The organism is Mesorhizobium sp. ES1-1 (assembly GCF_020164785.1).
In the GTDB taxonomy this organism is placed as follows: domain Bacteria; phylum Pseudomonadota; class Alphaproteobacteria; order Rhizobiales; family Rhizobiaceae; genus Mesorhizobium.
In genome coordinates, this window is the sequence record NZ_JAIUGX010000005.1 from 34,002 (window position 1) to 48,205 (window position 14,204).

14 protein-coding genes are annotated in these 14,204 nt (G+C 63.5%); 9 read left to right on the top strand and 5 right to left on the bottom strand.

Annotated elements, in window-relative coordinates; genetic code table 11:
* Window positions 1-14: 14 nt before the first annotated feature.
* Window positions 15-1,679, bottom strand: a complete 1,665-nt coding sequence (locus LB513_RS10300; protein WP_224663387.1) for a Na/Pi cotransporter family protein — start codon at window positions 1,677-1,679, stop codon at window positions 15-17.
* A gap of 383 nt (window positions 1,680-2,062) precedes the next feature.
* Here LB513_RS10300 and LB513_RS10305 point away from each other — a divergent pair, with 383 nt between their 5' ends.
* The 7 genes from LB513_RS10305 (at window position 2,063) to LB513_RS10335 (ending at window position 9,837) form a co-directional block, all read left to right on the top strand.
* Window positions 2,063-2,428: an RcnB family protein gene (locus LB513_RS10305; protein WP_224663388.1), complete on the top strand. Its 366-nt coding sequence runs from the start codon at window positions 2,063-2,065 to the stop codon at window positions 2,426-2,428.
* A gap of 140 nt (window positions 2,429-2,568) precedes the next feature.
* Window positions 2,569-4,515, top strand: a complete 1,947-nt coding sequence (gene dnaG / locus LB513_RS10310; RefSeq protein ID WP_224663389.1) for a DNA primase — start codon at window positions 2,569-2,571, stop codon at window positions 4,513-4,515.
* A gap of 515 nt (window positions 4,516-5,030) precedes the next feature.
* Window positions 5,031-7,055 (top strand): RNA polymerase sigma factor RpoD, encoded by a 2,025-nt coding sequence (gene rpoD / locus LB513_RS10315; protein ID WP_224663390.1) that lies wholly within the window; start codon window positions 5,031-5,033, stop codon window positions 7,053-7,055.
* Between the two features lie 91 nt (window positions 7,056-7,146).
* Window positions 7,147-8,211, top strand: a complete 1,065-nt coding sequence (locus tag LB513_RS10320) for a DMT family transporter (RefSeq protein ID WP_224663391.1) — start codon at window positions 7,147-7,149, stop codon at window positions 8,209-8,211.
* A gap of 5 nt (window positions 8,212-8,216) precedes the next feature.
* Window positions 8,217-8,609 (top strand): thiol-disulfide oxidoreductase DCC family protein, encoded by a 393-nt coding sequence (locus LB513_RS10325; RefSeq protein ID WP_224663392.1) that lies wholly within the window; start codon window positions 8,217-8,219, stop codon window positions 8,607-8,609.
* Between the two features lie 157 nt (window positions 8,610-8,766).
* Complete coding sequence (locus tag LB513_RS10330; protein ID WP_224663393.1) at window positions 8,767-9,435, top strand: PadR family transcriptional regulator; 669 nt, start codon at window positions 8,767-8,769, stop codon at window positions 9,433-9,435.
* Between the two features lie 105 nt (window positions 9,436-9,540).
* Entirely contained in the window at window positions 9,541-9,837 is a 297-nt protein-coding gene (locus tag LB513_RS10335) for an HlyU family transcriptional regulator (RefSeq protein WP_224663394.1), read from the top strand.
* Window positions 9,838-9,865: 28 nt separating this feature from the next.
* Here the strand turns inward: LB513_RS10335 and LB513_RS10340 are convergent, their stop codons facing one another.
* Complete coding sequence (locus tag LB513_RS10340; protein WP_224663674.1) at window positions 9,866-10,339, bottom strand: VOC family protein; 474 nt, start codon at window positions 10,337-10,339, stop codon at window positions 9,866-9,868.
* Window positions 10,340-10,490: 151 nt separating this feature from the next.
* The gene (locus LB513_RS10345; RefSeq protein ID WP_224663395.1) at window positions 10,491-10,949 is read right to left on the bottom strand and encodes an Lrp/AsnC family transcriptional regulator; all 459 of its coding nucleotides are present in this window, start codon (window positions 10,947-10,949) and stop codon (window positions 10,491-10,493) included.
* Between the two features lie 171 nt (window positions 10,950-11,120).
* On the opposite strand from LB513_RS10345, the gene LB513_RS10350 reads away from it, so the two are divergent.
* The gene (locus LB513_RS10350) at window positions 11,121-11,855 is read left to right on the top strand and encodes an AzlC family ABC transporter permease (RefSeq protein WP_224663396.1); all 735 of its coding nucleotides are present in this window, start codon (window positions 11,121-11,123) and stop codon (window positions 11,853-11,855) included.
* A complete protein-coding gene (locus LB513_RS10355; RefSeq protein WP_224663397.1) occupies window positions 11,852-12,151 on the top strand; it encodes an AzlD family protein in 300 nt (99 codons plus the stop codon). Before LB513_RS10350 ends, LB513_RS10355 begins: the two co-directional genes overlap by 4 nt.
* A gap of 30 nt (window positions 12,152-12,181) precedes the next feature.
* Here the strand turns inward: LB513_RS10355 and LB513_RS10360 are convergent, their stop codons facing one another.
* Complete coding sequence (locus LB513_RS10360; protein WP_224663398.1) at window positions 12,182-13,240, bottom strand: ABC transporter ATP-binding protein; 1,059 nt, start codon at window positions 13,238-13,240, stop codon at window positions 12,182-12,184.
* A gap of 10 nt (window positions 13,241-13,250) precedes the next feature.
* A complete protein-coding gene (locus tag LB513_RS10365) occupies window positions 13,251-14,183 on the bottom strand; it encodes a 3-keto-5-aminohexanoate cleavage protein (protein WP_224663399.1) in 933 nt (310 codons plus the stop codon).
* Between the last annotated feature and the right edge of the window lie 21 nt (window positions 14,184-14,204).

Sequence of the window (14,204 nt, forward strand, 5' to 3'; positions counted from 1 at the left end):
GCAGCTTCGATGCCTCAGCCGACCTTCAGCCGGGAACCGGTCAACAGGCCGCGCTCTTCGAGGACGGGATAGGCCATCGATGCGAGCAGGGAGTTGATCTGCTTGAGGTCGCGAATGGTGTCGAGATGGATCGAACTGGTTTCGACGCTTCTGGCGGTGCCGTCGCGCAGGCGCACGAAATGGCTGGCGCTGGTTTCCTTTTCGCGGGCGCGCAACTGGTCCTTCTCGAGCACAAGCTGGCGCGCGGTCTCGGGATCGCGTGACACCAGGACGTTGAAGGCAAGCCGCGCATTGGCCAGCACCGAGCCGTGGAAGGCGAGCAGCTCGCTCCAGCCCTCTTCGGTGAATTCCAGCCCGCGCTCGAACTTCTTCTTCACATGCATCAGCATGTTGCGAACGATGATGTCGCCGACCTGCTCCAGCTTGACGCAGGCGCCGATCAATTCCTGGCAGCGCAGCGCCTCGTCCTCGCTCAGCGGGTTCCGGGTCAGCTTGGCGAGATAAAGTTTGATCGCCGCATGCTTGCGGTCGACGCGGTCGTCGAGCGCCGCCAGCGCCTTGATCTTGTCGGCGTCGGCGCTTTCGTAGAGCTCGATGATGCGCTTGAGCATGATCTCGACTGTTTCGCAGACCCGCACCACTTCGCGCGTGGCGTTGGCCAAGGCCTGGCTTGGCATGTCGAGTGCGCTTTCGTTGAGCGCGGAGAGCTCGATGACGTCGAGCGAGGCGGCAGGCGCCGGCTTGGTGCCGAGCGCCACGATCCTTTCGGAGGCGCGATAGACGAGGCTGGCCAACGGCAGGCCGGCCAGCAGGATCAGCACGTTGAACAGGATGTGGGCGTTGACGATCTGGTCCGCCGCCGTGGTGCCCAGGAAGGCGAAGCTCGGCTTGGCGATCATGACCAGGATCAGCATGACCAGGGAGCCGAGACCGCGCATCAGCAAATTGCCGATCGGCACGACGCGCACTTCGGGGCTCGACGAGCGCGTCAGCATCGGTGCGATGATCGAGGAGCCGAGATTGACGCCGAGGATGAGGACGACGCCGAGTTCCGGCGTGATCAAGCCACGGCCTGCCAGCGTCGCCATCAGCAGTACCGCCGCGATGCTCGACTGGAACAGCCAGGTGACGACGGCGGCCAGAAGATAGGCGGTGATGGAATCGCTTGAGAAGTAATTCAGGATTACCGGCAGCAACTGGCTGTTGCGCAACGGCTCCGACGCCTGGCCGATCATTTCCAGCGACAGGATCAAGAGGCCGATGCCGACCAGGATGCGGCCGGTCTGGCGCCAGTCGCGCCGCTCGGTGGCCATGAACATCACCGTGCCGGTGATCAGGCAGAGCGGCACCAGCAAGGTGAGATCGAAGGTCAGCAGCTTGACCACCAGGGCCGAGCCGATCTCGGCGCCGCGCACGGCAAGTTGGCCGGCGGCGCCCGAGACGATGCCTGAACCGGCGAAGGAGCCGACCAGAAGCGTGACGGCGGTGGAGCTTTGCAAGGCGATGGCAAGCCCGGTGCCGGCCAGCACCGCCATGACCGGATTGCGCATGGTGGCGCGCAGGCGATGGCGCAGAACGTCGCCATAGGCGCGTTCGACGCCGGTCTTCACCATGCGTGTGGCAAACAGCATCAGCGCCACGGCGCCGGCCAGATGCAGGAGGACGACGGAGCCGCTCATCGAAGCGTCCGAGCGCTGGTCGCCGCTCGGCTGCGGAGAGCGCGGCCGTCAGTGCGGAAGAGGGGGATTCGAATCATGGCGCTACAGTCGTGGATGGGTATCGGAACATTTTAGCCGGATAATAATAATTTGTCGATTTCAAGGACCGCCGGCAGGCGACGGACGCTGTCGTGATATCGACGGACCATCCAGCAACCAGCAGAAGCGCGTCTTCTCAAGGTGGGCATCGGAGTCATGGCGAGCCCCTCAGCTGAACTTTGTCACGATGTTCAAATTCTTGAATTAAGTGGAGGATTTCATTACGAAATTGTAATGCTGACGTTCAGTTTCGGTTCATCCGCCGGTTGCTATTTGTTGCGCATCGACAACCAAGGAGAGATTTCATGAAACGCATCATCCTGTCCACGCTCGCTTTTTCCATGCTCGCCGCCACGTCGCTCACCGGCCAGGCAGCCCCGGTGAATGCCCCGGTCGCGCCGCGCTCCGACTACACCCAGGTCGACTGGAAAAAGCCTACCCACAGGGACGTCAAGAGACACGTCATCAAGAAGAAGGTCGTCGTAAAGCGCAGCAACTGGCGCAATGGCCAGAGGTACTCGTCTTGGAAGCGCCACCAGCCGATCCGCGACTATCACCGCTACGGTCTGCGTCGCCCGGGTCCCGGCCAGGAGTGGATCCGCGTCGGCAACGACTATGTGCTGGTCAGCATCGTCTCCGGCATCATCTTCGGTGCGATCGCCGCGCGGTAGTTTTCGCTACACGCCGGACATGGGAGGCGGCCAGCAATGGCCGCCTCCTTGCTTTTGCCCTGTGGAAACCGGGTATGGCCCGTATTGGGGGTCGTCGGATTTGGCGCGCATGATTATATGGGTGGCAAACGAGTTGCCCAATGCGCTTTCCACCCGCCTTCCTCGACGAGATACGCGACCGCGTGCCGATTTCATCGGTCATCGGCCAGCGCGTTGCGTGGGACAGGAAGAAGACCAACGCGCCGCGCGGCGACTACTGGGCCTGCTGCCCCTTCCACGGCGAGAAAAGCCCCTCCTTCCACTGCGAGGACAAGAAGGGCCGCTACCATTGCTTCGGCTGTTCCGTGTCGGGCGATCATTTCAAGTTCCTTACCGAACTCGACGGAATGAGCTTCCCGGAGGCGGTCGAGAAGATCGCCGACATGGCCGGCGTACCGATGCCGGTGCGCGATGCGCAGGAGGAGCGGCGCGAGAAAGAGCGCGCCAGCCTGACCGACGTCATGGAGATGGCGACCGCCTTCTTCCAGGACCGGTTGCAGGGGCCTGAGGGGGCAAAGGCGCGCGCCTATCTGCGCGACCGAGGGTTGACGCCGGCGACGCAGCAGTCGTTCCGGCTGGGCTACGCGCCTGACAGCCGCAACGCGCTGAAGGAGCATCTGGCGGCCAGGGGCGTGCCGAAGGCCGATATCGAGGCGTGCGGTCTGGTACGGCATGGCGATGACATCCCGGTTTCCTACGACTGGTTCCGCGACCGCATCATGTTCCCGATTCCGGATTCGCGCGGCAAGATCATCGCCTTCGGCGGCCGGGCGCTGGCGCCGGACGCGCTGGCCAAATACATGAACTCGCCGGACACGGAGCTCTTCCACAAGGGCAATGTGCTCTACAATTTCGCCCGCGCCAGAAAGGCGCTGGCAAAGGGCGGCACGGTCATCGCGGTCGAAGGCTATATGGACGTGATCGCGCTGGCGCAGGCCGGTTTCGAGAATGTCGTTGCGCCGCTCGGCACCGCGCTCACCGAAAACCAGCTCGAACTGTTGTGGCGCATGGCGGCCGAGCCGACGCTTTGCTTCGACGGAGACAAGGCCGGACTGAAGGCTGCGTGGCGTGCCGCCGACATGGCGCTGCCTTCGGTGCAGGCCGGGCGCTCGGCGCGCTTCGCGCTGCTGCCCGAGGGCAAGGATCCCGACGATCTGGTCAAGGCCGAGGGACCGGACGCCTTCCGTCTGGTCCTGGCCGAGGCGCGGCCGCTGGCCGACCTGTTATGGATGCGCGAGACGGCCGGCGGTGTGTTCGACACGCCCGAGCGGCGGGCGGAACTCGAAAAGACGCTGCGGGAATTGACGAGCCGCATCCGCGACGAGAGCCTGCGCTACCACTATCAACAGGAAATGCGCGAGCGGGTGCTGAGCTTCTTCGGTGCGCAGCGCGGCGCGCGGCAAGGCCGTCCGGGCGGACGCCAGGACTGGCGCCCTGGCCAGGGCAAGGCCGCCGCGCCCGGCGGACAGTTCGCCAAGGCCGGCGGCGGGCGCACCGCGATCACCGAAAGCCTCGGCCGTTCAGCGCTGGTCAAGCGCGGCAGCGAGGGCATGTCGGTGCGCGAGGCGACGATCATCGTGGCGCTGATCAACCATCCGGCGCTGATCGACGAGAATTTCGCCCATGTCGAGTTCCTCGACCTCGCCAATTCCGATCTCAGGAGGCTGCACGCCGCGATCCTCGACGCGATGGCGCATGACACTGCCGATGACCGGGAGGCCGTGATCGCGACAATAGCGCGCGCCGGCTGCATGGAGATCTGGGAGCGGGCGGTCGGGCTGATCAGGCGGGCGCGGCAATGGCCGGCGCTCGAGGATGCCGCCCTTGACGATGCCCGCGACGCCCTGAACCAGGCGCTGCACTTGCAGCGCAGCGCGCGCACCTTACATAAGGAACTGAAAGAGGCGGAGGCGGCGATGGATGCGGATCCGTCGGATGAAGTCTTCCGCCATATCGTAGAGATCCAGGCCCAGTTGGATGACGTGCAGGCAAAGGAAGCGCTGATCGAAGGATTTGGCGTGTCCTCCGGCAGGGGCGGCCGGGCCTGAGCATATTGGAAACGCGAAACGTTTGCGCAGGAAGATCATGCGCAAAGCACAAGAACGCCGGAGAACTTTACCGGCCTGGAAGGGCGCAAAGGCTTCGGTACGCGAGCAAAAGCGTCAAGACGTCGTCGGGCTTTTGGACGCCGCGAAGCGGGCTAAGTCGGGTAATTGATTCGCTTTTTTCATGCGAATCATGCGAGAGGCGCTTGACCTTCTGGCAGAATGGCGGAATCAGGACGATTCGAAACGTTAACCCGAACCCGCGTCGACGGGAAACAAGCGATGTGAGGAACTGATCACTGGACAGGCACGATGCCTGCCACAGATATCAGGGTTAATCTGGACTTAATGCATGTCGCCCAAGAGTGGAACCCGGTTTTGGGGCAACGGTATGCACCAGGCAAAGTCAATGCGGTTACTGGCCCGGTGAAGCGCGTTTCATAAGCGAGCCCATCCGGTTTGACTGGTCCGACAGCTTACGCGGCTTCGATAGCAGCCGCTTGGAGAAGATAAAAATTATGGCGACTAAGGAAAAGGAAGAGGCCGAGACCGAACGCGAAGGCGCCACCGATGGGCCGCTGCTCGACCTTTCCGATGATGCTGTCAAGAAGATGATCAAGGCCGCCAAGAAGCGCGGCTATGTCACCATGGATGAGCTGAATTCGGTGCTGCCCTCGGAGGAAGTCACCTCCGAGCAGATCGAGGACACGATGGCAATGCTGTCCGACATGGGCATCAATGTTGTCGAGGACGACGAGCAGGGCGAGGAGCCCGAAGCCACCGACACCGCGGCCGATGCCGAGGAAGACGCCAACGAGCTGGCCGAGCAGACCGGCACCGCCGTTGCCGCCACGACCACCAAGAAAGAGCCGACCGACCGCACCGACGATCCGGTGCGCATGTATCTCCGCGAGATGGGCTCGGTCGAGCTTCTGTCGCGCGAGGGCGAAATCGCCATTGCCAAGCGCATCGAGGCCGGCCGCGAGACGATGATTGCGGGCCTTTGCGAAAGCCCGCTGACCTTCCAGGCGATCATCATCTGGCGCGACGAGCTCAACGAATCCAAGATCCTGCTGCGCGAGATCATCGATCTTGAAGCGACCTATGCCGGACCCGAAGCCAAGCAGGCGCCGGTGGTCGAGCGCGTCGAGGAAGCGCCGAAGGCCGAGGAAAAGCCACGCCGCGGCCGCGACGAGGAGGACGACATCACCAATGTCGCCGCCGACACGCGCGGGCTGGTCGATGACGACGAGGAAGACGAGGACGAAGCCAGCCTGTCGCTGGCGGCGATGGAAGCCGAGCTGCGCCCCCAGGTGATGGAGACGCTCGACGTCATCGCCGACACCTACAAGAAACTGCGCAAGCTGCAGGACCAGCAGGTCGAGAACCGTCTGGCTGCGGCCGGCACGCTGTCGCCCAGCCAGGACCGCCGGCTGAAGGAACTGAAGGATCAGCTGATCAAGGCGGTGAAGTCGCTGTCGCTCAACACGGCGCGCATCGAGGCGCTGGTCGAGCAGCTCTACGACATCAACAAGCGCCTGGTGCAGAACGAAGGCAAGCTGCTGAGGCTGGCCGAGAGCTATGGCGTTCGGCGCGAGGAATTCCTGAAGGAATATCAGGGATCCGAACTCGACCCGAACTGGACACGGGCGATCGGCAACCTGACCTCGCGCGGCTGGAAGGAATTCACCAAGAACGAGAAGGACGCCATTCGCGACCTGCGTGCCGAGATCCAGCATCTGGCCACCGAAACCGCGATCTCGATCCTGGAATTCCGCAAGATCGTCAACCAGGTGCAGAAGGGCGAGCGCGAAGCCGCGATCGCCAAGAAGGAAATGGTTGAGGCCAATCTTCGCCTCGTCATCTCCATCGCCAAGAAATACACCAATCGCGGCCTGCAGTTTCTCGACCTGATCCAGGAAGGCAATATCGGCCTGATGAAGGCGGTGGACAAATTCGAATACCGCCGCGGTTACAAGTTCTCGACCTACGCGACATGGTGGATCCGGCAGGCGATCACGCGTTCGATCGCCGACCAGGCGCGCACCATCCGCATCCCGGTGCACATGATCGAGACGATCAACAAGATCGTGCGCACCTCGCGGCAGATGCTGCACGAAATCGGCCGCGAGCCGACGCCGGAGGAACTGGCCGAAAAGCTCGCCATGCCGCTGGAGAAAGTGCGCAAGGTGCTGAAGATCGCCAAGGAGCCGATCTCGCTCGAAACGCCTGTGGGCGACGAGGAGGATTCGCACCTGGGCGACTTCATCGAGGACAAGATGGCGATCCTGCCGATCGACGCGGCGATCCAGGCCAATCTGCGCGAGACGACCACGCGCGTGCTGGCTTCGCTTACACCGCGCGAGGAGCGTGTGCTCAGGATGCGCTTCGGCATCGGCATGAACACCGACCACACGCTGGAAGAGGTCGGCCAGCAGTTCTCGGTCACCCGCGAACGTATCCGCCAGATCGAAGCCAAGGCGCTGCGCAAGCTCAAGCATCCGAGCCGGTCGCGCAAACTGCGCAGCTTCCTCGACAGCTGAGGTTTTCGAGTTCTAAAGATCAAGGGCGCTCGTCGAGGCGCCCTTTTTCATTTGAGCGTGGCCCCGCGCCATGCCGTGGTAGGATGCAGATATGTCGCAATCGCATTCTCACTCCCATCTGTGGCCCGGCGTGCCGCTTGCGCTTGGCTCGGCCGCGCTGTTCGGGGCGACGCCGCCGCTCTCCAAGCTGCTGCTTGTTACGGTCAATCCGTTCATGCTTGCCGGCCTGCTCTATCTTGGCGCCGGTGTTGGCCTTGCCTTGTATCGCCTGCTTCGGGGCAAGCAGGCCATGGACGGCGAAGCGCAACTGAGGAGCGGGGATATTCCCTGGCTCGCCTTAGCGATCGGCATGGGTGGTGTCGTCGCGCCCGTGCTGCTGATGTACGGCCTCAGCCTCAACACGGCATCCAGTTCTGCATTGCTGCTTAACGTGGAAGGGCTGGCAACGATGGCAATCGCCTGGCTTGCCTACCGCGAAAATGTCGATCGCCGCCTGCTGTTCGGCGCTTTTGCCATTCTAGCCGGCGCGGTGCTGCTATCGTGGGATGGCAATGGCGTTGCCCTCAATCCGGGCGCCCTGCTGGTGGTGGGAGCCTGTGTGGCATGGGGGATCGATAACAATTTCACCCGCATGATCTCGGCGACCGACCCGGTGGTGGTCGCCATGCTCAAGGGTCTGGTGGTGGGCGTCGTCAATGTCGGGCTGGCGCTTGCCGACGGCGCATCTTTTCCCGCGGCGTCGATCGTCGCTGCGACCGCGGCCGTCGGCTTCCTCGGCATCGGCGTCAGCCTGGTGATGTTCATCCTGGCGTTGCGCCATCTCGGCACCGCGCGGACCGGGGCCTATTATTCGCTGGCGCCGTTTATCGGCGCGCTGCTGGCGATCGCCATCCTTGGCGATTCCGTCACGGTCAAGCTGGCGATGGCCGGATTCCTGATGGGTGTCGGTTTGTGGCTGCATCTGTCGGAGCGCCATGAGCATGAGCACGACCACGAGACACTGGAACACGAGCACAGCCATGTGCATGACGAGCACCACCAGCACCATCATGACGGCCCGGTCAGCGAACCGCATTCGCATTGGCACCGGCATGCTCCGATGCGCCACCGGCATCCGCACTATCCAGACCTGCACCATCGGCATGGCCACGGCTGAGGATGATGCCCGAGCAAGAGAGCAGTCCTGATCTGACCGTCTGGTACAACACGCGATGCCCGGTCTGCAACGCCGGCATCGGTCGGCAGAAGCGGCGGCTTCTCACAGCCATACGGGCCGGTCGGATTGAATTTCGCGACATCAATCTGGAGCCGGCAGCCCTTGCCCGTTTTGGCGCCTCGCTGGAGGATATACGCCGGCGACTTCATGCGACAGATGGGCAGGGCCGCCTGCTGGCCGGCGCCGATGTGGCGATCGCGGTCTGGGAGGCCACGCCGGGCGAGAGCTGGCTGGCATCCCTGTTCGGCAATCCGATCGCATTGCCGCTGACCCGCTTTGCCTATGATCGTTTTGCCGCCCTGCTCTACGCCTGGAACCGGCGCCAAGGCCGCTGGTGATCCTGCCTGTCGCGTAGCGCGTCCTTCTCGAAAAGCAGTTGCACCCCTTCCGCTAGGGGAGCGTCGAAGATCAGATACATCGTAAGATATATCTTGACTCGTCGACTGTACTTCCCTAATTGAGATATATCGTAAGATACAACTCAAGGAGAAACTCATGCACAATCATTTCGGACATCATCATTTCGGCGAGCGCATGTTCATGCATATGGCCGGCAAGTTCGGCGGCCGCGGCGGCGGTTCCGGCCCGTTCGGCGGCCGGGGTGGCGGCGGACGCGGCGGGCCGGGCGACCTGTTCCGCGCCGGGCGCATGCTGGCCGATGGCGACCTCAAGCTGATTACGCTGTCGCTGCTGGCCGAGGCGCCGCGCCATGGCTACGACATCATCAAGGCGCTGGAGGAGCGCACCAGCGGCATCTATAGTCCAAGCCCCGGCGTGGTCTATCCGACGCTGACATTCCTGGAGGAGGCCGGCTATGCCGCCTCTACAGCCGACGGCAACAAGAAGGTGTTTTCGATTACCGAAGCCGGCCAGGCGCATCTTGCCGACAATCGCGAGATGATCGACGGCGTGCTCGAGCACCTTGAGCGCTTCGGCCGCAAGATGGCCAAGGCGCGCGACTGGTTCGGCTGGAACGATGAGGGCGAGGGCCGGCGCGAAGGCCGGGGCGGCCGTTCTGAAGCGCGCGACGAGTTTCGTGCCGTGCGCCACCGTTTGCGGGCGGCACTTGGCGATTTTGTCGATGCCTCCCCTGAAAAGCAGGCGGAAGCCATCGCTATCCTCGAAGGCGCCGCCGAGGCCCTGGAAGCGCTGTCGCGCAAGTAACAGGGCTCCCTTCCGCCGGCCCTTGCCCGTTGCGCAAAGGACCGATAGTGAAATTCATCCCGCGCAATCCTAGTTGCGCGGGATGAATGCTGTTGGAGGAAGCCCATGTCTTTTCTGAAGCGTCTTTTCGGCGGTGGTGGCGATGGCGAAGCGGCCGCTCCAAAGAGCACGGCGCCGGCCAAGCAGGTCGAGCACAAGGGCTTCCTGATAAGCGCCACGCCCTACAAGACGGACGGTCAATACCAGACCTGCGGCATTGTTTCTAAGGAGATCGACGGCGTGGTGAAGGAACACAAATTCATCCGCGCCGACCGCTTCGCCGGGCTCGATGATGCCGTCGACATCTCGATCAAGAAGGGCATGCAACTGGTGGACGAGCAGGGCGAGCGGGTCTTCAGCTAGCGCCCTGCTTGACTGCGGGTGCGACAGCTCAGCCCCGCCTCGCTGCCTCGATCGCGTCCACATCGATCTTGCGCATATCCATCATCGCCGTGAACGCCCTCTTGGCCTCGGCGCCGCCGGCGGCCATGGCCTCGGTCAACACACGCGGCGTGATCTGCCAGGAAATACCCCAGCGGTCCTTGCACCAGCCGCACGCGCTTTCCTGGCCGCCATTGCCGACGATGGCGTTCCAGTAGCGGTCCGTCTCCTCCTGGTCATCCGTGGCGATCTGGAAGGAGAAGGCCTCGCTGTGCTTGAACATCGGCCCGCCATTGAGGCCGAGGCACGGAATGCCCGCAACGGTGAATTCTACCATCAGGACATCTTGAGCCTTGCCGGACGGATAGTCGGTGGGAGCGCGGTGCACGGCTCCCACCGAACTGCCGGGAAAGGTCTCGGCGTAAAACCGGGCTGCGGCCTCTGCGTCCTTGTCATACCAAACGCAGATCGTGTTCTTTGCGATTGCCATGTTTTGTCCTTTCGCTTCCGAAGTTTTTTCTTTGTCCCGCCGCGCAACGCTTTGCGTGCTGCCTCCCAAGGACGGCGTCGGCCTCGCCGGTCCTACAATCGGCCTCGATTTTATCCTCGAAGGGCGGGGAGGCAACCTGCCCGGATCAGATCGGCAGTTCCGACGTCTGCTTGATCGTCCAGCTCGGCACGTCGGTCTTGACGTTCTGGACACCCCGGATCCGGCTCAGATGCTCCGACTGGAAGCGGCGGTAATCGTCGATATCGGCCGCCACGACGCGCACCATGGCGTCGCAATCGCCAAGCATCAGATAGCATTCCATGACCTGGGGCAGCTTGGCCACTTCGGTCGCGAAATGCGCGATCGTGTCCTCGTCCTGCGTCTTCAGCCAGATCCGGGTGAAGAAGGTGAGGCTTTTGCCGATCTTCGCCGGGTTGAGCACGGCGACGTAACCATCGATGATCCCGGCTTCCTCCAGCAGCTTGACCCGCCGCAGGCAAGGCGAAGGCGACAGGCCGACTTCGCTGGCCAGATCATTGTTGGCCATGCGCCCGTCGCGTTGCAGCGCGCGCAGAATCCGCTTGTCGATCTCATCCAATTTCATGGCCAATAATTCCAACTGTCAGCTCTTTCCTAGCATAGCATGCCAATTTGAAATAAATTCTGACAATCTTTGCAACCAAATTGCGGTCCGAAATGGCTATGGTTGCTCCGACATCATCCGAGAGCAGACGCAACCAAAGGCGGCAGGCGGCGAGCTTGCCGATCGCAAGGCATGAGCATGTTACAGTCCGCCGAAGCCCGGGCCGATGCGCCGCGATCCGAGCTGCGCCGCGGCGTAGCGTCAAGCGGCCCAGTGCTGCTCGGCACCATTCCCTATGCGCTGGTGCTGGGCGCGCAGGCGACGCAGAAGGGGCTGAGCGCGCTGGAATTGTCGACGATGACCGGCCTGAATTTCGCCGGCGGCTCGGAATTCGCGGCGATCCAACTGTGGACCTCGCCGCCGCACATCCTGCTCATTGTCGCCGTCACGTTCCTCGTCAACAGCCGTCATCTGCTGATGGGCGCGGCCCTTGCGCCATTCCTGCGCGACTTGCCGCGGCGCAAGGCGTTTCCGGCGCTGTTCTTCCTATGCGACGAAAGCTGGGCGCTTGGCCTGGCTGACGCCCGGCGGCGCGCTGCGGACGGGACCGTCCCCGCGTTCAGCCTGCCCTACTATATGGGCGCGTCGCTCGCCGTCTATGCCACCTGGGTCGGCTTCACCACGCTCGGCGCCTTGCTCGGGCCGGTGCTGGGAGATGTCGAGGCTTACGGTTTCGACATGGCGTTTCCGGCCGTCTTCCTCGTGCTGATGCGTGGCATGTGGACCGGCATGGCGGCGGCGCGGCCCTGGCTGGTCAGCCTCGTCGTTGCGGCCCTTGTCTACCTCTTCGTTCCCGGCGCCTGGTATGTCGCGGCCGGTGCGGCGTCGGGGCTATTTGCTGCCTGGCTGATGGCGAGTGACGCATGATCGACGCAACAATTGTCCTGACGATCGCGCTTATGGCCGGCGTGACCTATCTGACGCGGATCGGCGGCTATATCGTGCTGCGCAATCGACCGCTCGGCGTCCGCGCCACGGCGGTGATGGCGGCGGCGCCCGGCTGCGTGCTGATCTCGGTCATCGCGCCGGCCTTCGTTTCGAGCCACCCCGCCGATCTTATCGCGCTTGCAATCACCCTGATCGCGGCGACGCGGCTCTCCATGCTACCGACGGTGCTGATTGGCGTTTTTGCCGCCGGCCTGCTGCGGCATCTTATCGGCTAGCGATCGCCGGACGTTCGTCCGGGCCCAGCCCTACTGGACCGGCAGCGTAATGCGGCGTTCCTGCGCGTCGAACAGATGCAATTGCGTCAGGTCCGGCGCCAGGAAGATGTGTTGACCCGGTATCACGGGGACGCGTTCGCGCAGCAAAGCGATCAGGGTGTTGGCGCCGGCCTTGGCGATGACGAGGGTTTCGGCGCCGGTCGGTTCGACCACTTCGACCAGCGCCGGCACGCCGCTGTCGGAGAGCCTGAGATGTTCGGGCCGGATGCCCCAGGCCATGGCGTTCTCCGCCTTGCCGAATGGCGGCGAGGGTAACACGGTGCCGTCGCTCGCGGTGAAGCCGTCAGCCGTGGTGCGGCCCTGTACGATATTCATCGACGGCGAGCCGATGAACTGCGCCACAAACAGGTTGGCCGGCCGGTCGTAGAGATCGAGGGGCGCGCCGACCTGTTCGACGACGCCGCCATTCATGACGACGATCTTGTCGGCCATCGTCATGGCCTCGACCTGGTCGTGGGTGACATAGACGATGGTGGTTCCCAGGCGCTGATGCAGGGCCTTGATTTCGGTGCGCATCTGCACGCGCAGCTTGGCGTCGAGGTTCGACAGCGGCTCGTCGAACAGGAACACTTTGGGGTCGCGCACAATGGCGCGGCCCATGGCGACGCGCTGGCGCTGGCCGCCGGAAAGCTGGCGCGGATAGCGGTCCAGCAGATCCTGCAGGCCCAGGATGGTCGCGGCGCGCGCGATCTTTGCGTCGATCTCGCGCCTTTCGGCCTTCTTCAGCGTCAGCGCGAAGGCCATGTTGTCGCGCACCGTCATATGCGGGTAGAGCGCGTAGTTCTGGAACACCATGGCGATGTCGCGCGACTTCGGCGCGACGTCGTTGATCACCTGGCCGTCTAGCGCGATCTCGCCGGCGCTGATCTCCTCCAACCCGGCAATCATCCTGAGCAGGGTCGACTTACCGCAACCGGAGGGGCCGACGAGGATGACGAATTCGCCCGACGCAATGTCCACCGACACGCCGTGGATGACCTTCGCCTTGCCATAGGCCTTCTCGACGCCCGAAATGCTAACCGTGCTCATAGAGAATTCCTCAGAAAGAGACCTTGTCACCGCCCTTGAGTTCAAGGATCTGCCGCGCTTCGTCAGGGGTGGCCACCGAGGCGCCGAGACCCTCGATGATCTGGCGCACCTTGCGCACCTGGTCGGCGTTGGATTTCGCCAGCTGGCCCTTGCCGATCCACAGCGAGTCCTCCAGCCCGACACGCACATTGCCGCCGAGCGCGATGGCCTGGGTGGCGATCGGCAACTGGCTGCGGCCGGCACCCAGCACCGACCAGCGATAGTCCTGTCCGAACAGGCGGTCGGCGGTGCGCTTCATATGGGCGACGTCCTCTGGATGGGTGCCGATGCCGCCGAGGATGCCGAACACGCTCTGGACGAAGAACGGCGCCTTGACGAGGCCGCGCTCGACGAAATGGGCGAGCGTGTAGAGATGACCGATGTCGTAGCATTCGATCTCGAAACGCGTGCCGTTTTCGGCGCAGGTTCGCAGGATGTGCTCGATGTCGCCGAAAGTGTTGCGGAAGATGCGGTCGCGCGAGCCTTCGAGATAGGGCCGCTCCCACTCATGCTCGAAAGTCTTGAAACGCTCGAGCATCGGGTAAAGGCCGAAATTCATCGAGCCCATGTTGAGCGAGGCGACTTCCGGCGCGAAGGTCGCGGCCGGCTTGACCCGCTCTTCGACGCTCATCGTCGCCGCGCCGCCGGTGGTGATGTTGACGACGCAGTTCGAGCGCTGCTTGATTACTTTCAGGAAGGGCGCGAAGGCCTCCGGGGACTGGTCCGGCCTGCCGTCGGCCGGGTTGCGCGCATGCAGATGGACGATCGCCGCGCCGGCCTCCGCGGCCCCGATCGCGGCGTCCGCGATCTCCTGCGCGCTCACCGGCAGATGGGGCGACATTGACGGCGTGTGGATCGAGCCGGTGACCGCGCAGGTAATGATGATCTTGTTCTGGTTCGCCACGTCTGGGATCCTCGTTATTGG